Source organism: Mucilaginibacter sp. P1_A3 (assembly GCF_056406855.1).
This window is the reverse complement of the sequence record NZ_JBFTZJ010000004.1, coordinates 323,249-345,738: the sequence shown is the minus strand read 5'-3', so window position 1 is coordinate 345,738 and position 22,490 is coordinate 323,249. Positions and strand designations below refer to the sequence as shown.

The following is a 22,490-nucleotide window of genomic DNA, read 5'->3' as shown; positions in this document are numbered from 1 at the left end:
ATAACATATTAGTTGTTGAAACTAACGCTGAGGTATCTAAATTTAGATATTGAAAAAGCACCTGATTATAATCCTTATCACGCTTTCATTTGCTGAACCTGGCTTTTGCCAGCAGGCAGCCTCGTTTCTTAAAATCTCCAGGACGTTAAAACCGATGGATTCGATTGACTATCGCGCAAAAATCCAATATTTTCCGGTAATACCCTCGAATAGAGAGGATTACATTTTGTCCGTTGATGAAAGCAAAATAGAGTTTATGTACGGAGTGCCTTACACAAGCGCGAAATACAATTACCTGAAGGTGCCCGTAACATTCACCAATGCCTCGGAAACAACTTTGAGATACTTTAGCATGTCAGGTTCCTGGTGGGATATTTACAGAACAGATAATCCAAATTTAAAAGTCTTCGCTCAGCATAGTTGTTATAAAAATTCGAACGTAATTTTATCGTTGTCTCCTCATCAGTATATTAAAAGAGACATAATAATCGAAATCCCTAAAAAAGAAAGTGTGGCCATCGCATTTAAAATAGGTATTATATTGCAAAAGGAATTAGATAATGATTATTCTATTAACGCTAAACCAACTCAACCCTTGTTTTCAACACCAGGCAGGCAGAAGCTCATATGGTCCAATTATGCGATGATTTCGCAATGGCGTGCTATTAAAAATAAAAAAATATAGTCTATTAATATCTTGCTTATCGCAGGCCTTTTATTGGACGAAAATGGTGTTGAATTTTTGAAGCCATCTACCTAAATAATATTTCCTGATTTATATTTAAGAAATGAAAAGGTATTATTTGCTGTTTACTTTATTACTATCATTGTTTTATAAACCGGGGCAAGTACAGCGGCCTGCAAAGCATCAAATGACGTCCAAACGAGGTGTAGGTCAGTATGTACTAAACATTGATCAGGACGAGATATGTAGAAACCCCTTAACTCTGTAAGTCGGGGATTGCTTCGTACCTCGCAATGACGCATTTTTTTAAACCTTGTGTTTCCCTTTCGCTAAGGCATAAAGCTCAACATGCCCCCTGATCCCGCCATCAAAGTTCAAACAAAACCACTCACCTAATCAACCCAATAAACAAATTCAACTTCTCTCTTTGATTTTCAAATATTTGTCTCTATCTTTGGCCCTCCTTGAAAGGAGGTATTTAGGAAATTATGATCATTATTAACGTAAAAGACGGCGAATCATTAGACAAAGCATTGAAACGCTTCAAAAAGAAATTTGAGAAAACTGGAGTTTTAAGAGAACTACGTAGTCGTCAGGCTTTTGAAAAAAAATCTGTAACCCGTCGTCATGTTGTTAAACATGCCATCTACAAGCAAAATATGAACTTAGAAACTGTTTAATTCCCTAAAAAGAATTTTTTTCGGATTTCTTAACACTATATTAAAACTATTTGTACATTCAATCTCTGGATGTTCAAATAGTTTTTATGTTTTTAGAGCGTTTTATCCAATATATTAAGTTCGAAAAGCGATACTCTCCCCATACGGTATCAGCCTATCAATCAGACCTGGATCAGTTCATGCTCTTCCTTAACAACCCTGGTAATGCCATTGTTGTGCCTGGATCCATCATTACCCATCCCGACCAGATTAGCTATCACGACATCCGTAACTGGATGGTTGAGCTGATTGACCAAAAGCTCACGCCCCGCTCTGTAAATCGGAAAATGGCTACCCTGCGCAAATATTTTAAATTTTTACTGCAGGAGGGGATAATTACGCAAAATCCGGCATCGAAGATCCGTTCGCAAAAAATACCAAAGCATTTACCGGTTGTTGTTGAAAGTGCAAGCCTTACGCATATACTGGATAACGATATTGTTACCGACGGCGATTTTGAAGGTTTACGCAACAAACTGGTAGTTGAAATGCTGTTTGGCACCGGCATGCGGCTGGCCGAGCTTTTGGGCCTGAAAGACAGTGATATTAACGATTATGAAGGTACCTTAAAAGTGCTGGGCAAACGCAATAAAGAGCGCATCATTCCTATCAATACCGAGCTACGGATTTTACTTGGACGGTACTCGGAGTTAAAGAAAAATCAAAATTTTCATAACAATTCGGTAATGTTAATCGTTACAAGTAAGGGTGCTGATGCATACCCCAAACTAATTTACCTGATAGTGCAAAAATACCTCTCCAATATATCAACCCAGAATAAAAAGAGCCCTCACGTACTACGGCACACATTTGCAACAAGTTTATTAAACAATGGGGCAGACTTAAACTCCATTAAAGAACTTTTGGGCCACGCTAACCTTAGCGCGACCCAGATTTATACACACAATTCAGTTGAACGATTAAAGTCTATTTACAAACTAGCCCATCCAAAGGCGTAATTAAGGAGGAAACATGAAAATTACAGTGCAATCAATTCATTTTACCGCAGACAGAAAATTATTAGATTTTATTCAGAAAAAGGTAGACAAACTCGATACTTTTTATGATCATATTATTAGTGGCGAGGTTTACTTAAAGCTTGAGAATGTGGAAGATGAGGCAAATAAAATTGCCGAGATTAAACTATTGCTGCCGGGCAACCAGATTTTTGCAAAGGAAAAATGCAAAACTTTTGAAGAGGCAACGGATTTAGCGGTTGAAAGCCTTCGCAAGCAGATTGAAAAGCATAAACAGAAGAAAGCAATTGCCGACGCAGCCGCTAAAAAGGTAATTTTGACCGAGGCAGAAGAGGGATTTTAATATAAAAAAGGCCTTTTTGAGGCTAAAATCGACGGGTTTAAAGCCCGTCGATTTTTTTTAATAAAAAATTTTGCAGCGAAGTAAATTTTTGTAGATTTGCAATCCCTTTCAGAGAGGTGCTAACGACTGCAAATATTTCTGAAAATAGTTCTTTAAAATATAAAAAAGGTTGTTAGTTTTGCCGCTCGATAAATGGAGCCATAAAGGTTTCAGAAATTGAAATGCAAAAAAAATATAAGCCTCCTTAGCTCAGCTGGTAGAGCGACTGACTTGTAATCAGTAGGTCATTGGTTCGATCCCGATAGGAGGCTCAGTTTTTTTCGGAAGAGTAATGTTTAGCTTCAACTTTGAACATTGCGAATCCGGAATCAACTAACGGGGGGATACCAGAGCGGTCAAATGGGGCGGACTGTAAATCCGCTGCTTCGGCTACGAAGGTTCGAATCCTTCTCCCCCCACTTTTTTAAGTCGGCAGTTTACAATTTTCAGATAGCAATTAAAGCTTTCAGATGATTGTGAACTGCTAACTTGATTAAAAAGGTTACCGATTTGAATTATCAGCCTGGCATACTGCCAACTGAAATTATAAACTGGAAACTAAACAAGCGGAAGTAGCTCAGTTGGTAGAGCGATAGCCTTCCAAGCTATAGGTCGCGAGTTCGAACCTCGTCTTCCGCTCAGTTAAAGCAGGCAGTTAGCCGGGCGCAGTAAGCAGTTAAAAGCTACTTCACCAGATTGCTGACAACTGCAAACTAAACAATAGCCGACGTAGCTCAGTGGTAGAGCACTTCCTTGGTAAGGAAGAGGTCATGGGTTCAAATCCCATTGTTGGCTCAATAGCATAAAGAGAATAAAGAATAACAATTTTAAGTATAAATTAACCTACAAAATAATTATAAATCATGGCAAAAGAAAAGTTTGACCGCAGTAAACCGCACTTAAACATCGGTACAATCGGTCACGTTGACCACGGTAAAACAACCCTTACCGCAGCTATTACGAAAGTATTATCTGATGCAGGTTTCTCAGAAGCTCGTTCATTCGATTCAATCGATTCAGCTCCTGAAGAAAAAGAGCGTKGTATTACTATTAATACAGCTCACGTTGAGTACTCAACTGCTAACCGTCACTACGCTCACGTTGACTGTCCAGGTCACGCGGATTATGTGAAAAACATGGTTACTGGTGCTGCTCAGATGGATGGTGCTATCATCGTTGTAGCCGCTACTGACGGTCCAATGCCTCAAACTCGTGAACACATCCTTTTAGCCCGCCAGGTTGGTGTGCCTTCATTGGTTGTATTCATGAATAAAGTTGACATGGTTGACGATCCTGAATTGTTAGAGTTAGTTGAAATGGAAATCCGTGAATTATTATCATTCTACGAATATCCTGGAGACGATATCGCTGTAATTCAAGGTTCGGCTTTAGGTGGTCTTAACGGCGATCCTAAATGGGTTGGAAAAATTATGGAGTTGATGGATGCTGTAGATTCACAGATCCCTATCCCTCCACGTTTAACTGAGCTTCCTTTCTTAATGCCGGTTGAAGACGTATTCTCAATCACTGGTCGTGGTACTGTTGCTACCGGTCGTATTGAGCGTGGTGTTATCAACTCAGGTGAGCAAGTTGACATCCTTGGTATGGGTGCTGAAAACTTGAAATCAACTGTAACTGGTGTTGAGATGTTCCGTAAGATCCTTGATAGAGGTGAAGCTGGTGACAACGTAGGTTTATTGTTACGTGGTATTGAAAAAACTGATATCCGTCGTGGTATGGTTATTTGCAAACCAGGTTCAGTAACTCCGCACACAGATTTCAAAGCTGAAGTTTACGTATTATCAAAAGCAGAAGGTGGCCGTCACACTCCATTCTTCAATAAATACCGCCCGCAATTCTATTTCCGTACTACTGACGTAACTGGTGAAATTTCATTAGGCGAAGGTGTAGAAATGGTTATGCCAGGTGATAACGTTACAATCACTGTAAAGTTGATCAACGCTATCGCAATGGAAAAAGGCTTACGTTTCGCTATCCGTGAAGGTGGCAGAACAGTAGGTGCTGGTCAGGTAACTGAAATTTTGAAATAAGAGTTTCAAAAAGGTTAATTGGAAACATAAGTTTTACCCACAAGGTAAGCTTATGTTTTCTTATTAAAAATATACACGGGAATAGTTCAACGGTAGAATAGAGGTCTCCAAAACCTTTGATCAGGGTTCGAATCCTTGTTCCCGTGCATAAGCAAAGTAGTAAAGATGGCTAACGTAACTGAATATATTAAAGAATCATACATCGAGTTAACTGAGAAGGTGACCTGGCCAACGTGGCGCGAGTTGCAAAGCAGTGCCGTATTGGTACTGGTTGCTGCAATGATTATCGCTATGCTTATCTTTGGTATGGACCAGATTTTACAACGTTTAACTACGGCTTTTTATAGTTCACTAACATAATATTTAGGAGATAGAGATGAGTGATCAATTGAAATGGTATGTGGTGAGGGCCATAAGTGGTAAAGAAAAAAAGGTTAAACAATATATAGATGCCGAAATTAGTCGTTTGGGCATTACGCATTTAGTACCACAGGTATTAATACCTACAGAGAAATACTATCAAATGCGCGATGGAAAAAAGATAGCCAAAGAGCGTAACTATTTTCCTGGATATGTATTGATGGAAGCCGTACTTGATGGCGAGACTGAACACATCATCAAAAATATTAATAGTGTAATAGGATTTTTGGGCGATAAAGCCGGTAATGCTATTCCATTACGCCAAGCCGAAGTTAACCGTATTTTAGGTAAGGTTGATGAAATGAGCGCCCAGGGTGAAACCATGAATGTTCCATATTACATTGGCGAAAGCGTAAAAGTAATGGACGGACCTTTCAACGGATTTAGCGGGGTGATTGAAGAGGTTAACGAAGAGAAGAAGAAATTAAAAGTTATGGTAAAGATATTCGGGCGCCGTACGCCGCTTGAATTGAATTACATGCAAGTAGAAAAAGAATAGTATCAAGTAGTTAGTATCAAGTAGCAAGATGACTTGCAAAGCTGATAGAATGAATAGATACCAATAAAGAAATAGGTTAAAAGTAGTAAAGGTCTTGATACTTGATACTAACTACTTAATACCAATAAAAACCTTAAATGTTACTTAGCTTCCACTTACTAACATTGAGTTATAATTAAAGTAAATTAAAATGGCAAAAGAGATCGGTGCAATGGTAAAGCTGCAAGTTAAAGGCGGCGCCGCAAACCCATCACCTCCGATTGGCCCTGCATTGGGTGCAAAAGGTGTGAACATCATGGAGTTTTGCAAGCAATTTAATGCACGTACCCAGGATAAAGCTGGAAAGGTGTTGCCTGTTTTGATTACTGTTTATGTTGACAAATCTTTCGAATTTATTATTAAAACCCCTCCTGTTGCAATCCAGTTATTGGAAGCAACCGGTTTAAAAAGTGGTTCGGCTGAACCCAACCGTAAAAAAGTTGCCAATGTAAATTGGGAGCAGGTTGAAACTATAGCCAAAGATAAAATGGTAGATCTGAATGCATTTACTGTAGAATCAGCCATGAAAATGGTGGCAGGTACTGCCCGTAGTATGGGAATAACCGTATCAGGTACGGCTCCCTGGAATTAAATTGATTTCGGATTTAGGATTTTTTTAAATCTCAGATCTCAGATCAAAAATTAAATAATTTATACAAAATCAGTTTAAGAAGTGGCTAGATTAACAAAAAATCAAAAAGCGGCACTCTCCAAAATTGAGGCAAACAAATCGTATACATTAGAAGCAGCAGCAAATTTAGTTAAAGAATTAACCCTTACTAAATTTGACTCTTCAGTTGATATAGACGTTCGTTTAGGTGTTGACCCTCGTAAAGCCAATCAAATGGTACGTGGTATTGCAACATTACCTCATGGAACCGGCAAAACTGTACGTGTATTGGTGCTTTGTACTCCTGATAAGGAACAAGAAGCTAAAGATGCAGGTGCGGATTTCGTAGGTTTGGATGATTATATTGCCAAGATTGAAGGCGGATGGACTGACGTTGATATTATCATCACTATGCCAAGTGTTATGGCTAAGGTAGGTCGTTTGGGTAGAATATTAGGCCCGCGTAACCTTATGCCAAACCCTAAATCAGGAACAGTAACTCCAGAAGTTGGAAAAGCTGTAACTGAGGTTAAAGGTGGTAAAATTGACTTCAAAGTTGATAAAACAGGTATCATCCATACCTCAATAGGAAAAGCATCATTCCCTGCAGATAAAATTTATGAGAATGCATTAGAAGTATTGCAGGTTATCTCAAAATTAAAACCATCAGCAGCAAAAGGAACATATTTCAAGAGCATTCATATCTCTTCAACCATGTCTCCGGGAATAACAGTTGAAACTAAATCAGTAGCGGGGATCTAATCATGAATAAAGAAGAAAAACACGACCTTGTTCTTGCCCTTACTGAGCAAATGAAGGAGTACGGTAATTTCTATATTACTGATACCTCTAACTTATCAGTTGCAAAGATCAACAACATCCGTCGTAAATGTTTCGAAAGCGATATTACGATGAAAGTAGCGAAAAATAGCTTGATTAAAAAAGCTATGGAAGCTGCGGGTGGCGATTACAGCCCAATATTTGAAGTATTAAAAGGTTCATCATCAATCCTTTTTTCAAAATCAGCAACTGCTCCGGCAAAGTTGATTAAACAATTAAGAAAAGGAAATGAAAAACCGATTTTAAAGGCAGCTTATATTGATTCAGCAATATTTATCGGTGATAACCAGATAGATACTTTGATCAAACTAAAATCAAAGGAACAACTGATAGGCGAAATTATTGGTTTACTGCAATCACCGGCAAAGAACGTTATTTCAGCATTACAATCAGGCGGAAATATACTTGCAGGCGTAGTAAAAACATTACAGGAAAGAGGTTAACGAACACCTTATTAAAGTTCGATAATAATAAACAAAAAGCATTAAAAGTAAAATTTAAATAAAATGGCGGATTTAAAAGCGTTTGCTGAACAGTTGGTAAACTTAACAGTAAAGGAAGTAAACGAATTAGCTCAGATCTTAAAAGATGAGTATGGTATTGAGCCTGCTGCTGCAGCTGTTGCTGTTGCTGCTGCTCCTGCTGGTGGCGATGATGCCCCTGCTGCTGAAGCAGTACAAACTGCATTTGACGTTATCCTGAAAGAAGCAGGCGGCGCTAAATTAGCAGTTGTTAAATTAGTAAAAGACTTAACTGGCTTAGGTTTGAAAGAAGCTAAAGATCTTGTTGACGGTGCACCAAAAGAAGTTAAAACTGGCGTAACTAAAGAAGAAGCTGAATCTTTGAAAAAACAATTAGAAGAAGCTGGAGCAGTAGTTGAGGTTAAATAAGTTAACCCAATAAAATATAGCATGAGACTCCGACCTATTTTGGTCGGGGTCTATTGCTGTTTATAAAGGTTTGGATTGAGAAGATAATAGATATGAGATTTGAGATATGAGGCTTTACCGTTTATTAGTAACGCTAAAGTCTTTAAAACATCATTCCCGTCTCAAATCTCACATCTCAAATCTTACATCTACAAAAGTTTATTAATAAACTAAAAATTAAACACCTTGGCAAACAAAATTAATCAAAGAGTAAACTTTGCAACCAGTAGAAAGGTACTTGATTACCCCGATTTCCTGGATGTTCAGTTACAATCTTTCCAGGAATTTTTTCAATTGGAAACCACCTCAGACAACCGCTATAAAGAAGGTTTGTTTAAAGTGTTTGCTGAAAATTTTCCTATCTCAGATTCAAGAAACATCTTCGTTTTAGAGTTTCTGGATTACTTTATTGATCCGCCACGTTATGATATACAAGAGTGTATCGAGCGCGGATTAACTTATAGTGTACCATTAAAAGCCAAGCTTCGCCTGTCATGTAATGATGAGGAGCACGAGGATTTTGAAACAATTGTACAGGACGTGTATCTGGGAACTATCCCTTACATGACTCCTAAAGGTACGTTTGTTATTAATGGCGCCGAGCGTGTAATTGTATCTCAATTACACCGTTCACCAGGTGTATTCTTTGGCCAAAGCCGCCACACCAACGGTACAAAATTATACTCTGCCCGTGTAATACCTTTCAAAGGTTCATGGATTGAGTTTGCAACTGACGTTAACAACGTGATGTATGCTTATATTGACCGTAAAAAGAAATTCCCGGTTACCACGTTACTTCGTGCAATTGGTTATGATTCTGATAAAGATATATTAGAGTTATTTGAACTTGCCGACGAAGTAAAAGTAAGCAAATCTGGTTTGAAGAAATTCATTGGCCGTAAGCTTGCTGCAAGGGTGCTTAAAAAATGGGTTGAAGATTTTGTGGATGAAGATACAGGTGAAGTAGTATCTATCGACCGTAATGAGATCATTCTTGAGCGTGAAACCGTACTGGAAGATGACCATATTGATATGATCATTGATGCTGGGGTTAAAACCATTATCCTTAATAAGGAAGATGCTTCAACCAGCGGTGATTATACTATCATATATAATACATTACAAAAAGATACTTCAAACTCTGAGAAGGAAGCGGTTGAGCATATCTACCGTCAATTACGTAACGCTGAACCACCTGATGAGGAAACTGCTCGTGGTATCATCGATCGTTTGTTCTTCTCGGATAAGAGATATGATCTGGGCGATGTGGGCCGTTACCGCATCAACCGTAAGCTTAAGTTAAATACCTCAGATGAAACTAAGGTTTTAACCAAGCAGGATATCATTGCCATTGTTAAGTACCTGATCAAGTTGATCAACTCTAAAGCTGAGGTGGATGATATTGATCACTTGTCAAACCGTCGCGTTCGTACAGTAGGTGAGCAGTTATATGCTCAGTTTGGTGTAGGTTTAGCCCGTATGGCACGTACTATTCGTGAGCGTATGAACATCCGTGACAACGAGGTGTTTACTCCAACAGACCTAATTAACGCACGTACATTATCATCTGTGATCAACTCGTTCTTCGGAACAAACCAGTTATCACAGTTCATGGACCAAACCAATCCACTGGCAGAGATCACGCACAAGCGTCGTCTGTCAGCCCTTGGGCCCGGTGGTCTGTCACGTGAGCGTGCAGGTTTCGAGGTTCGTGACGTTCACTATACCCACTACGGTAGGTTGTGTACTATTGAAACTCCCGAAGGACCAAACATTGGTTTGATCTCTTCACTTTGCGTACATGCCAAGATCAACAACTTAGGCTTTATTGAAACACCATACAAGCGTGTGGTTGAAGGTAAAGTACAGGTTAATGAGCCGGTTATCTATTTATCTGCAGAGGATGAAGACGGTAAAACTATTGGCCAGGCTAACGCGCATTATGATGATAACGGAGTATTCGCGCTTCCGAAAGTAAAAGCACGTTTTGAGGGTGATTTCCCGATCATTGATCCGGAGAAACTCGACTTAATGGATATTGCTCCAAACCAGATCACCTCAATCGCGGCTTCATTAATTCCGTTCCTGGAACATGATGATGCTAACCGTGCATTGATGGGATCAAACATGCAACGCCAGGCTGTACCTTTGTTACGCCCTGAAGCGCCGATTGTTGGTACCGGACTGGAAGGTCGTGTTGCTAAAGATTCACGTACACTGATCAATGCCGAAGGCGATGGTGTGGTTGAATATGTAGACGCGAACGAGATCCGTATTAAATATGACCGTAATGATCTTGACCGCCTGATATCATTTGATGGCGATTCAAGAAGCTACCGTTTAACCAAGTTCAAGAAAACCAACCAGAGTACTACCATGAACCTTAAGCCAATTGTTAAAAAAGGCCAAAGGGTATCAAAAGGAGAAGTGCTTTGCGAAGGTTATGCTACACAAGCAGGTGAACTTGCCTTAGGCCGTAACCTTAAAGTGGCATTCATGCCTTGGCAAGGTTATAACTTTGAGGATGCGATAGTAATATCTGAGCGCGTTGTATCACAGGATATATTCACTTCACTTCACGTTGAAGAGTTTGAATTGGAAGTACGTGATACCAAACGTGGTGAAGAAGAATTAACACCAGATATCCCTAACGTATCAGAAGAAGCCACTAAAGATTTGGACGAAGACGGTATTATCCGTGTAGGTGCCGAAGTTAAGGAAGGCGATATTCTGATTGGTAAGATCACTCCGAAAGGCGAATCAGACCCATCACCGGAAGAAAAACTGTTACGCGCCATTTTTGGTGATAAAGCAGGTGATGTTAAGGATGCATCTTTAAAAACTCCACCATCAATTGCTGGTGTTGTTATTGATACCAAATTATTTAGCCGTGCTAAAAAAACGTCGAAAGCCGAAGAAAAAGCACAGTTAGAGAAACTGGATAACAAACATGATAAAGCTGTAAAAGATCTTAAGAATACTTTGATTGAAAAGTTATTTGAGATCGTGAACGGTAAAACATCACAAGGTGTTTACAACGTTTACAAAGAGCTGCATGTACCTAAGGGTGTTAAATTTACCCAGAAAATTTTAGTAGAGCTTAGCTATGAAAATATCAACCCAACTAAATGGACAACTGATGATGATAAAAACGACCAGATAAAAACCTTACTTCATAACTACAACATCAAGGTTAATGAAGAGCTGGGTGCTTACCGTCGTGATAAATTCGCTATCAGTGTGGGTGATGAACTGCCATCAGGTATTGTTCAAATGGCTAAAGTTTACATCGCCAAAAAGCGTAAGCTTAAGGTGGGTGATAAGATGGCTGGTCGTCACGGTAATAAAGGTATTGTTGCGCGTATTGTACGTGACGAAGATATGCCTTTCCTTGAAGATGGAACGCCAGTTGATATTGTGTTGAACCCACTGGGTGTACCTTCACGTATGAACTTAGGGCAGATATATGAAACCGTATTAGGTTGGGCAGGTAAAGAGTTGGGCATTAAATTCGCTACTCCGATTTTTGATGGTGCGAGCCATACTGAAGTGGAAGAGTGGGTTAAAAAAGCAAACTTACCAGAATCTGGCCGTACCTATTTATACAATGGCTTAACAGGCGATCGTTTTGATCAGCAGACCACAGTAGGTATTATATACATGCTGAAATTAGGTCACATGGTTGATGATAAGATGCACGCACGTTCAATTGGGCCATACTCATTAATTACACAACAGCCATTGGGTGGTAAAGCCCAGTTTGGTGGTCAGCGTTTTGGTGAGATGGAGGTTTGGGCACTCGAGGCATTCGGTGCAGCAAACATACTGCAGGAAATATTAACCGTTAAATCGGATGATGTTATCGGCCGTGCCAAAACTTACGAGGCTATTGTTAAAGGTGAAAACCTGCCAACTCCATCAGTTCCTGAATCATTCAACGTATTGGTTCATGAATTAAGAGGTTTAGGTTTAGATATCACATTAGAATAAGGTTAAAGCTTAAAGGCTAAAGGTGAAAGGTTTAAGACGTAACGTCGTACCCTTTTGCCTTTCACCTTTTACCTTTCACCTCAACTTTAAAAAAACAAGGAGACTATGTCTTACAAAAAGGATAATAAAATCAAAAGTAATTTCACCACGATTACTATCAGCCTGGCCTCTCCGGAGTCCATCCTTGAGCGTTCAAGCGGTGAGGTTTTAAAACCAGAAACCATCAACTACAGGACCTATAAGCCTGAGCGTGATGGTTTATTCTGCGAGCGTATTTTTGGTCCGGTTAAAGATTATGAGTGCCATTGCGGTAAATACAAACGTATCCGTTACAAGGGTATCGTTTGTGATCGTTGCGGTGTTGAAGTAACCGAAAAGAAAGTACGTCGTGAGCGTATGGGCCACATTAACCTTGTAGTTCCTGTTGCTCATATCTGGTACTTCCGTTCGTTACCAAACAAAATTGGTTACTTATTGGGCTTACCAACAAAAAGACTTGATCTGATCATTTACTACGAACGTTATGTAGTAATACAGGCAGGTATTAAAGAATCAGATGGAATCAACAAAATGGATTTCCTTACTGAAGAAGAATACCTTGACGTATTAGATACCCTTCCAAAAGAGAACCAATACCTTGACGACAAAGATCCTCAGAAATTTGTGGCCAAGATGGGTGCTGAGGCTTTAGAGGAATTATTAAAACGCCTTGATTTGGATGAGCTTTCATTTAGCTTACGCCACCAGGCAGCAAACGAAACTTCACAACAACGTAAAAACGAAGCATTAAAGCGTTTACAGGTTGTTGAGGCTTTCCGTGATGCAAAAACCAGGATTGAAAATAACCCTGAGTGGATGATTGTTAAGATCGTTCCGGTTATCCCGCCTGAGTTGCGTCCGTTAGTACCTTTAGAAGGTGGTCGTTTCGCTACTTCAGATTTGAATGACCTTTACCGCCGTGTAATTATCCGTAACAACCGTTTAAAACGTTTGATCGAGATTAAAGCACCGGAAGTTATTTTACGTAACGAAAAACGTATGTTACAGGAAGCTGTAGATTCGTTATTTGACAACTCACGTAAAGTTAACGCGGTTAAAACTGAAGGTAACCGTGCATTGAAATCACTTTCAGATATCCTGAAAGGTAAACAAGGCCGTTTCCGTCAAAACTTATTAGGTAAACGTGTGGATTATTCTGCCCGTTCGGTAATTGTTGTAGGGCCAAACCTTAAATTACACGAGTGCGGTTTACCAAAAGATATGGCTGCCGAGCTGTTTAAACCATTTATCATCCGCAAAATGATTGAGCGTGGTGTGGTTAAAACAGTAAAATCTGCCAAAAAAATTGTTGACCGTAAAGACCCATTAGTTTGGGATATTTTGGAAAACGTATTGAAAGGACACCCTGTATTACTAAACCGTGCGCCTACGCTGCACAGATTGGGTATCCAGTCGTTCCAGCCAAAACTGGTTGAAGGTAAAGCGATCCAATTGCACCCATTAACCTGTACAGCATTCAACGCGGATTTTGACGGTGACCAGATGGCCGTTCACGTACCACTTGGTAACGCGGCAATTTTGGAAGCCCAGGTATTGATGCTTGCATCACACAACATTTTGAACCCTGCTAACGGTACGCCTATTACAGTACCATCTCAGGACATGGTGCTTGGTTTGTACTACATAACCAAAGGCCGTAAAACTGATGAAGGACGTATAGTAAAAGGCCAGGGTTTAACTTTTTACTCTGCCGAAGAAGTAATTATAGCTTATAACGAAAGAAAAATTGACCTGCATGCCTTTATCAAGGTTAAAGCCTTTATTAAAGATCGTGACGGAAAGATTGTAAGCAAAATTATTGATACTACTGTAGGTCGCGTGTTGTTTAATCAGCATGTACCTGTTGAAGTAGGTTATATAAATGAATTGCTAACCAAAAAATCACTGCGTGATATTATTGGTGAAGTAGTGAAAATTACCGGTATGGCACGTGCGGCCCAGTTCCTTGATGATATTAAGGAGCTAGGTTTCAAAATGGCATTCCAGGGTGGTTTATCGTTTAACCTTAAGGATATCAATATCCCTGCAGAAAAAGTTACACTGATCGAAACAGCTTCTAAACAAGTTGAAGAGGTTATGGGTAACTATAACATGGGTTTCATTACCAACAACGAGCGTTATAACCAAATTATCGATATCTGGACACGTATCAACAATCGCTTAACAGCGAATGTAATGGACATCCTGAGCAACGATAACCAGGGCTTTAACTCGGTGTATATGATGCTTGACTCAGGTGCGCGTGGTTCTAAAGAGCAGATTCGTCAGCTTGCAGGTATGCGTGGTTTGATGGCTAAGCCTCAAAAATCAGGTTCAGGTGGTGAAATTATTGAAAACCCTATTCTTTCAAACTTTAAAGAAGGTTTGTCGGTATTAGAGTACTTCATTTCAACCCACGGTGCGCGTAAAGGTTTGGCGGATACGGCGTTGAAAACAGCTGATGCTGGTTACTTAACCCGTAGGTTGCATGATGTTGCCCAGGATATGATTGTTGGTATGGTTGATTGCGGTACTTTAAGAGGTATCTACACGACAGCTTTAAAAGACAACGAAGATATTGTTGAGCCATTATATGACCGTATCTTAGGTCGTACAACTTTACATGATGTTCATGACCCTATCACTAACGAATTGTTGGTATCAGCAGGTCAGGATATTACTGAAGAAATTGGTAAGAAAATAGAGAACTCTCCTTTAGAAGGCATCGAAATACGTTCAGTATTAACATGCGAAAGCAAACGCGGTGTGTGTGCTTTATGCTATGGCCGTAACCTTGCAAGCGGTAAACGCGTGCAAAAAGGTGAAGCTGTGGGTGTAATTGCTGCACAGTCTATCGGTGAGCCGGGTACACAGTTAACATTACGTACATTCCACGTGGGTGGTACCGCCTCAAACATTGCTGCTGAATCACAGATCAACGCAAGGTTTGATGGTATCATTGAATTTGAAAACGTGCGTACTGTTCAATACAAGACTGACGAAGTTGTAGTTGATGTAGTATTGGGTCGTTCTGGTGAGTTCCGTATAGTTGAAGAAGGAAGTAACAAGGTAATTGTTACCAACAACATTCCTTACGGTTCATACCTGTACATCCAGGATGGTAGCAAAGTAACTAAAGGCGACCGTATCTGTTCATGGGATCCGTACAATGCGGTTATCATATCAGAGTTTGCAGGTATCACAACATTTGATGCCGTATTAGAAGGTATCACTTTCCGTGAAGAATCTGATGAGCAAACAGGTCACCGTGAAAAAGTAATTATCGATACAAGAGATAAAACTAAGAATCCTGTAATTCAAATTGCTGATAATAAAGGCAACATCATTAAAGGATATAACATCCCGGTAGGTGCTCACATTGCCGTTGAAGAAGGCGAAAAACTACAAACCGGACAGGTTATTGCCAAGATTCCTCGTTCAACTGGTAAAACCCGGGATATCACCGGTGGTTTGCCACGTGTAACTGAGTTATTTGAAGCACGTAACCCATCGAACCCGGCTGTAGTAACCGAGATTGATGGTGTGGTAACTTTAGGCGGTATTAAACGTGGTAATCGCGAAATGACCATTGAATCAAAAGATGGCCAGATCAAGAAATACCTTGTTCCATTGTCAAAACACATCCTTGTACAGGATAACGACTTTGTGAAAGCTGGTATGCCTTTATCAGATGGCTCAATATCACCTGCTGATATCCTGGCTATTAAAGGCCCGGCTGCAGTACAGGAATACCTGGTGAATGGTATACAGGAAGTTTACCGTTTGCAGGGTGTGAAGATCAATGATAAACACTTCGAGGTGATTGTACACCAGATGATGCAGAAAGTAGCTATTGAGGATGCAGGCGATACCCGTTTCCTTGAACGCGAAGCTGTTGACAGCTGGGATTTCATGACCGAGAATGATGAAATATTTGACAAGAAGGTTGTTGTTGAGCCAGGTGACTCAGCTACATTGAAATCAGGTCAGATAGTTTCATTGAGAAGGTTACGTGATGAGAACTCTATTTTAAAACGTAAAGATTTAAAATTGGTTGAAGTTCGCGATGCTATCGCTGCAACATCAAGCCCGATACTGCAAGGTATCACCAGGGCCTCATTAGGTACCAAATCATTCATCTCTGCTGCATCGTTCCAGGAAACTACCAAAGTACTGAACGAAGCCGCGATAGCAGGTAAGAAAGACTTAATGCTTGGCTTGAAAGAGAACGTTATTGTAGGTCACCTGATTCCTTCTGGTACAGGTTTACGCGAGTACGAAAATATCCGCGTAGGTTCACAAGAAGAATTTGACCGCTTAATGGCTTCAAAAGCTGAAGAAGTAGAAGCATAATTAGCATACTTTTAATTTTATTATAAGCCCTCCAGTAAAATGGGGGGCTTTTTTTGTGTCAAAAATAAATTTGCTAAAACAATTGATTTCAATTTATGTTTAAGATGGAACTTATCAGGTATGCTTAATATTTAGCAAAACTTTGATAATGGAGATAATTACAGTAAAAACGACTTCGATAAAAGAATGTCTTTTTATACTTTAGTAGGATGGAAGAACAAAACGAAAATCAGCTCAATATTGAGCTTTCTGAAGAAATTGCAGAAGGCATCTATTCAAATTTGGCAATAATTACCCATTCAAGCTCGGAGTTTGTGCTCGACTTTATCCGGGTGATGCCCGGGGTACCTAAGGCGAAAGTGAAGTCGAGGATAATTTTAACGCCTGAGCATGCCAAACGTTTATTGTCTGCATTAGAAGATAATATCGAAAAATTTGAAACCTTAAATGGCCGTATTAAGATCCAGCAGGACCCTTCGGGCTTTCCAATGAATTTTGGAGGCACCATGGGACAGGCGTAAAATTTTGATTATGATATTAAAATGCGCTTTTAGTTAATAAAAAGTTATGTTAAAGGCTTGTTTATGAAAAAATTAATAATTTGTTAATTGGATTATAAAAAAAAGTATATATATTGCATTGTTTTAAAATTTACATATACCTAAATAAATTATGAGAAGATATGTCCTCGTATATTCATCTATAGTTCTATTTGTTTTATTTATTTCCTTAAACCTTTTATCTTGTTCGTCTACAAAAAACGTTAGGTATTTTCAAGACATCCCGGATTCCGGTCAATTAAAAACAATAGCTAAAGCAGAATATTCGGAACCCTTAATTAAAGTTGACGATATTTTAACTATTCTTGTTCAAACAGTTGATCCTCAAGCTACAGCTCCAATCAATTTAGGCAATGTTCCCGGTGTAAGTGCCTCGGCAGTTGCCTCATCAAGTTTAATAACTCAGCAGCCATTATCCGGATACCTGGTGAATAGTGACGGGTTCGTTGAAATACCTATTTTAGGCCGTATGAAACTACAGGGCTTAACTACAAAGGAAGCCAGGGACTCGGTATACAACCAGGCCTTAAAGTATTACAAAAATCCTACTGTAATTGTTCGTTACGCCAATTTTAAAATTAGTGTTACTGGTGAAGTGCTTAAACCAGGGCAATATGTAGTGCCAAATGAAAAGGTTACTATTCTTGATGCAATAGCCATGGCAGGTGACCTTTCTATTTTTGGAAAAAGGGAAAATGTTTTGTTAATCAGGGAAAATCCTGATGGAACAAAAACACCTTACCGGGTAGATTTAAGAAAAAGTAATACAATGAGTGGGCCTGCATTTTATTTGAAGCAAAACGATATTATCTATGTAGAACCCGGCAAGGGAAAGGCTGCTGCTAATGACGCTTCTCAGGCAAAAACCTACGCTATTATAAGTTCAATAATTACAGTAGTTATTGTCATCATTTCAAGAATAAACTTCTAATCAAAGCAGTCTTGCTTTAATCATTTTCTAATGGTTTTAGAGCGAATTTAATTTACAATTAACAGTTTAAAATATGGAATTTCCAAACGAAGATTTCAAGGCATTAACAGATACCGAAGAAGGATTCGATTTCAAAAAAAGTATTAGTCAGGTTTTAAGTTACTGGTATTTATTTGTCATTAGTATTATTGCTTGTGGGGTATTGGCTTTTTTTTACGGCAAATATTCTACGCCAACCTATAAAATCAATAGTAAAATTACTATTGATGATCAAGCCGGATCATCCGGTGGGAAATCATTAGGAAAAGGTGGCATGGACTTCGCCGATCTGTTAGGTGCGCCTAATAATGCTTACAATGAAATGGATATCCTCAACTCAAAAATGTTGATGACCAACGTTGTAAAGGATTTAAATTTAAATACCACAATTTATAGCCGCGAAAGCATTAAATCTATCGAGTTGTACGATGAAGCTCCTTTTGAAGTAAAGGTAATTGCAAAAACTGATTCGTTATTATCAAACCTGTTTCTTGTTACTTTAAATGACGATTTAATTCATATAACAAGCAGTAGAGAAGATTTAGATAAAACGGTAAAATTTGGACAGCTTGTTCAATGTAAACAATACGCTCTGGTTTTTACAAAAAAGGCGGGTTATATAAATCCAAAAGGTTATAAAATAGCAATTCAGTCTGTTGATAATAAAGTACAGGACTTAGCTGGGCGCTTTTCTGTTGATTTAACAGACAAAAAAAGCACCACACTGGCTTTAACTTTTGAATATGCCAATCCCAAAAAAGGGGAGGTTATTTTGCAAAAGCTAATGGATGTTTACCTAAAATCAAACCTGCAAATTAAGCAGCAAACAGCCGATAGTACAATAGCGTTTATTGATAACCGGTTAAAAATTGTTTCCAGTGAATTGGAGGGGGTTGAAGCTAAATTTACAGAGTTTAAGCGCGATAATAATATTGCGAATGCTGATGAACAAGGGAAAACTTTAGTTGGAAACGTTTCTGAGTATTACAAAAAACTAAATGATCAAATATTACAGCTGCAGCTATTAAATGATGTTTCGGCTTTTTTAAATAATCCGGCAAATAACAAGATCATACCAAGCACGTTGGCAACACAGGATCAATCCTATACCAATGCAATAAGTTACTATAATCAGTTATTGGCGCAAAGGTCCCAGTTAAACCTGTCTTATAAAGATGATAATCCGGTAATCAAAAATCTTGATTCTGAAATTGATGTAACAAGACAAAATTTGTTAAAAACGTTTGCCTCTTACAAAAATAACTTGCAGGTTAGTATTAATACCTTAAAGTCTCAGAATTCTTCTTTGAACGCCGAAGTAAAAACGGTGCCTCAGAAACAACGGATATTTTTAGATTATTCGCGTCAGCAAAATTTAAAAGAAGAGTTATATCTACTTCTGCTTCAAAAAAGAGAAGAAACTGCAATTTCAAGAACTTCTACAATCTCAACGGCCAGGATAATAGATCCGGCGAAAAGCGATTTTGTACCTTACAAACCTAAAGGTAATCTCTTCATATTAGGAGGTGTGGTTTTTGGCATTCTATTACCTTGTTTATATCTTTATTTTAGGTCTTTGCTCAACATCAAAATATTAAGTAAAGAAGATATAGTTAAAAATACTAAGGTTGCGATATTAGGAGAAATTGGAAATAATAAAGACGAGCATATTTGGTCGTCTGAAAAAGGGATGCGCTCCATGGTTACCGAACAGTTCAGGGCGTTAAGAACTAATCTTCAGTTTATAGTAAATAGCAATAAGTGTAACACAATTTTAATTACCTCCAGTATGAGTGGCGAGGGGAAATCCTTCATTACATTAAACCTGGCAGCGGTTTTAGCTTTAAGTGGTAAAAAAGTGGTTGTGATGGAGTTGGATCTTCGGAAGCCTAAGTTATCTGCAAACGTAGGTATCGATCATAATATGGGCTTCACAAACTTTGCAATTTCAGAAACGATGGACGTTTCTGAAATTATAAAACCTGTAGCTTTCCTCGAAAATGTTTTTATAGTGCCATCCGGCCCTATCCCTCCAAATCCAGCGGAGTTATTGATGAAAGATCGGTTAGTTACATTGCTCGATACTTTGAGAAAGAATTTCGATTATATCATCATAGATAGCGCACCTGTTGGGCTGGTATCAGATGCTCAATTGATAGAGAAGTATACCGATTTGAATTTATATGTAGCCAGACAAAACTATACTTATAAATCTCAGCTTCACATATTAAATGATTTAATTTCATCTGGGAAATTTAAGCACACCTACTTGGTTATGAATGACATTGATCAGAAAAAAGGTGGATACTATGGTTATGGCTACGGTTACGGCTATGGTTACGGCTATGGTAATTACGGTAAATAGTACAATGTTTTTATTTTGAAATTTTACTAATTACAAAAAATTGAATATTCTCTTAAAAATAGTTCCTGGTTCATTAGCAAAACGGTTTTCTCTGCAAAGTGAAAAAAGTAAGGTGTTTGTGCAGAATGCTTCGTTATCTTTTTTTATAAAAGGAATTAACATATTTGTTAGCTTTTTGACTGTACCACTCGTATTAAGTTTTTTAAATAATACACAATATGGAATTTGGCTAACTTTAACTGCCATATTGAGTTGGTTTTCATTATTTGATTTGGGGTTTGGGAACGGGCTGCGTAATCGTTTAATAACCGCATTGTCCACTAAAAACTATGAAGACGCCAAAGTATATGTTTCTACTACATATGCTGCCCTAAGCGTAATATTTGGTTCATTGTTAATTGTATTTTTGATAGTTAACAGATTTGTTAATTGGACCAAGGTGTTTAATGCGCCGCCAGAATTTCACAATGATTTGGATCTTGCTGTTTTTTATGCAATTAGTTTGTTGTTTTTTCAATTTGTATTGCGCTTAATTAATACCGTCCTTTTATCGTTTCAACAATCGGCAATGACCGATTTTACCAATACCCTGGCGCAGGTTTGTATATTAATTGGTTTGTATATACTTAAAATTACTCACCATAATTCACTGTCTTCTGTAGCATTAATTTATTCCATTGTACCTGTTGTTGTATTTTTGGGTATAAGCATTATCTTATATCTAAATAAATACAAAATTGTTAGGCCCTCATTATATTTTGTAAAGTTTAAATATGCAAAAAGCCTGTTAAACCTCGGCTTAAGCTTTTTCGTTATCCAAATTGCTGCACTTGTTATTTATGCATCTGATAATTTTATTATATCTCAACTTTTTCAACCTGCTGATGTAACCACCTATAATATTGCATACAAGTATTTAAGTATTGGCAGTATATGTATAGGCATCGTTTTAAGTCCTTTTTGGTCAATGGTAGCTAAAGCATATGTTGAGAAAGATTTACTTTGGATCAAAAAAACCATGCGAAAACTTATGCTGGTATGGTTGCTTTTAGTAGTCGGGACTGTCATCCAATTGATATTTTCAAAACCGGTGTACAGACTTTGGACTCATGGTAAGGTGGCTGTCCCTTTGAGTTTGTCCTTAATGCTTAGCTTGTATTATATTATTACAACTTGGGGAAACATATTTAGTAGTTTTTTAAATGGTGTTGGCAAAGTAAGGTTACAGCTATATTTTGCAAGTGTAAGTATGATTGTAAATATACCTTTAGCGATATTTTTCGTTAAGGTGTGCCATTTAGGGATTATGAGTGTTCCGTTAGCTACAATAATTGTAACTGCTGTGGTAAGTATCTTAGTGTATATTCAATATCAAAAAATTATAACCTCTACAGCTTCAGGTATTTGGAATAAATGATATGTTAAAGAAAATTGCAGTTGCTTTAATAAGGATTACAAAAATTCATATTCTAATTAAATCCGCTAACGAAAAAGATAACATTTTAGCATGTAAAGCTAATACCATAAGTAACGAGGCGGTTTTTCTCAAAGAAGCGATAGTTGAGAATTTTTCTAATAATCCTGGTAATATCACAATTGGAAATGGAACTTACATTAGGGGAGAATTGTGTGTGTTTAAATATGGAGGACGAATAACGATTGGTGAAAATGTTTACATCGGTGAGTCTAGCAAAATACGATCTGGGGAACATATTCAAATTGGCAATAACGTTTTAATTTCACATAATGTAAATATAATGGATACCAACGCTCATGAGATTGATCATCTTGAAAGGGCTGAAGGTTATTTGAATTTGATAAAATCCGGGCATGCGGAAATTAAAGGGTCAATAAAAACGGCTCCTGTTATTATTGAAGATTACGTTTGGATTAATTTTAATTCTATTATTCTAAAAGGTGTTACAATTGGCGAAGGAGCCATAGTAGCGGCCGGGGCTACAGTTACTAAGGACGTACCACCTTATGTTGTAGTTGGTGGAAACCCAGCAAAAATAATTAGATATTTAAAAGACCAGCAGAAAGATTGATAAGTAAGGATAAG

General features: G+C 38.3%; 18 protein-coding genes and 5 tRNA genes. All 23 read left to right on the top strand.

Annotated features, from left to right (window positions below):
* The first annotated feature begins 154 nt into the window (after positions 1–154).
* A complete protein-coding gene (locus tag AC1D0K_RS10355; protein WP_477394970.1) occupies positions 155–685 on the top strand; it encodes a hypothetical protein in 531 nt (176 codons plus the stop codon).
* A 488-nt stretch (positions 686–1,173) separates the two neighbouring features.
* Positions 1,174–1,365, top strand: coding sequence for a 30S ribosomal protein S21 (rpsU, locus tag AC1D0K_RS10350; RefSeq protein WP_295717253.1), 192 nt, complete (start codon positions 1,174–1,176; stop codon positions 1,363–1,365).
* Between the two features lie 50 nt (positions 1,366–1,415).
* Positions 1,416–2,363 carry a tyrosine-type recombinase/integrase gene (locus AC1D0K_RS10345; RefSeq protein ID WP_477394968.1) on the top strand — a complete coding sequence of 316 codons (948 nt, stop codon included), beginning with the start codon at positions 1,416–1,418 and terminating at the stop codon, positions 2,361–2,363.
* A 13-nt stretch (positions 2,364–2,376) separates the two neighbouring features.
* Positions 2,377–2,724, top strand: coding sequence for a ribosome hibernation-promoting factor, HPF/YfiA family (hpf, locus tag AC1D0K_RS10340; protein WP_295717254.1), 348 nt, complete (start codon positions 2,377–2,379; stop codon positions 2,722–2,724).
* 238 nt (positions 2,725–2,962) lie between these two features.
* A tRNA-Thr gene (locus AC1D0K_RS10335) sits at positions 2,963–3,035 on the top strand.
* A 66-nt stretch (positions 3,036–3,101) separates the two neighbouring features.
* A tRNA-Tyr gene (locus AC1D0K_RS10330) sits at positions 3,102–3,182 on the top strand.
* 147 nt (positions 3,183–3,329) lie between these two features.
* A tRNA-Gly gene (locus AC1D0K_RS10325) sits at positions 3,330–3,402 on the top strand.
* Positions 3,403–3,486: 84 nt separating this feature from the next.
* Positions 3,487–3,558: transfer RNA gene (locus AC1D0K_RS10320), tRNA-Thr, on the top strand.
* 68 nt (positions 3,559–3,626) lie between these two features.
* Positions 3,627–4,814: an elongation factor Tu gene (tuf, locus tag AC1D0K_RS10315; RefSeq protein ID WP_477463052.1), complete on the top strand. Its 1,188-nt coding sequence runs from the start codon at positions 3,627–3,629 to the stop codon at positions 4,812–4,814.
* A 75-nt stretch (positions 4,815–4,889) separates the two neighbouring features.
* Positions 4,890–4,960, top strand: a tRNA-Trp gene (locus tag AC1D0K_RS10310).
* Positions 4,961–4,979: 19 nt separating this feature from the next.
* Positions 4,980–5,174 carry a preprotein translocase subunit SecE gene (gene secE, locus AC1D0K_RS10305; RefSeq protein ID WP_295717257.1) on the top strand — a complete coding sequence of 65 codons (195 nt, stop codon included), beginning with the start codon at positions 4,980–4,982 and terminating at the stop codon, positions 5,172–5,174.
* Between the two features lie 16 nt (positions 5,175–5,190).
* On the top strand, positions 5,191–5,733 hold the full coding sequence (gene nusG, locus AC1D0K_RS10300; protein ID WP_290324705.1) for a transcription termination/antitermination protein NusG: 543 nt from the start codon (positions 5,191–5,193) through the stop codon (positions 5,731–5,733).
* Between the two features lie 190 nt (positions 5,734–5,923).
* Positions 5,924–6,364: a 50S ribosomal protein L11 gene (gene rplK, locus AC1D0K_RS10295; protein ID WP_184542728.1), complete on the top strand. Its 441-nt coding sequence runs from the start codon at positions 5,924–5,926 to the stop codon at positions 6,362–6,364.
* Positions 6,365–6,445: 81 nt separating this feature from the next.
* Positions 6,446–7,144 (top strand): 50S ribosomal protein L1, encoded by a 699-nt coding sequence (gene rplA / locus AC1D0K_RS10290; RefSeq protein ID WP_295717261.1) that lies wholly within the window; start codon positions 6,446–6,448, stop codon positions 7,142–7,144.
* 2 nt (positions 7,145–7,146) lie between these two features.
* Positions 7,147–7,665, top strand: a complete 519-nt coding sequence (gene rplJ, locus AC1D0K_RS10285; RefSeq protein WP_477441910.1) for a 50S ribosomal protein L10 — start codon at positions 7,147–7,149, stop codon at positions 7,663–7,665.
* 63 nt (positions 7,666–7,728) lie between these two features.
* Positions 7,729–8,112 (top strand): 50S ribosomal protein L7/L12, encoded by a 384-nt coding sequence (gene rplL / locus AC1D0K_RS10280; protein ID WP_073405423.1) that lies wholly within the window; start codon positions 7,729–7,731, stop codon positions 8,110–8,112.
* Between the two features lie 225 nt (positions 8,113–8,337).
* Positions 8,338–12,141, top strand: coding sequence for a DNA-directed RNA polymerase subunit beta (gene rpoB, locus AC1D0K_RS10275; protein WP_295717263.1), 3,804 nt, complete (start codon positions 8,338–8,340; stop codon positions 12,139–12,141).
* A 105-nt stretch (positions 12,142–12,246) separates the two neighbouring features.
* The gene (gene rpoC / locus AC1D0K_RS10270) at positions 12,247–16,533 is read left to right on the top strand and encodes a DNA-directed RNA polymerase subunit beta' (RefSeq protein WP_477394957.1); all 4,287 of its coding nucleotides are present in this window, start codon (positions 12,247–12,249) and stop codon (positions 16,531–16,533) included.
* A 209-nt stretch (positions 16,534–16,742) separates the two neighbouring features.
* Entirely contained in the window at positions 16,743–17,054 is a 312-nt protein-coding gene (locus AC1D0K_RS10265) for a DUF3467 domain-containing protein (RefSeq protein WP_184542718.1), read from the top strand.
* A gap of 151 nt (positions 17,055–17,205) precedes the next feature.
* On the top strand, positions 17,206–18,024 hold the full coding sequence (locus AC1D0K_RS10260) for a polysaccharide biosynthesis/export family protein (protein WP_477399002.1): 819 nt from the start codon (positions 17,206–17,208) through the stop codon (positions 18,022–18,024).
* 73 nt (positions 18,025–18,097) lie between these two features.
* Entirely contained in the window at positions 18,098–20,428 is a 2,331-nt protein-coding gene (locus AC1D0K_RS10255; RefSeq protein WP_477399004.1) for a GumC family protein, read from the top strand.
* A gap of 40 nt (positions 20,429–20,468) precedes the next feature.
* Entirely contained in the window at positions 20,469–21,845 is a 1,377-nt protein-coding gene (locus AC1D0K_RS10250; protein WP_477399006.1) for an MATE family efflux transporter, read from the top strand.
* Between the two features lies 1 nt (position 21,846).
* A complete protein-coding gene (locus tag AC1D0K_RS10245; protein ID WP_477399008.1) occupies positions 21,847–22,476 on the top strand; it encodes an acyltransferase in 630 nt (209 codons plus the stop codon).
* Positions 22,477–22,490 lie beyond the last annotated feature (14 nt).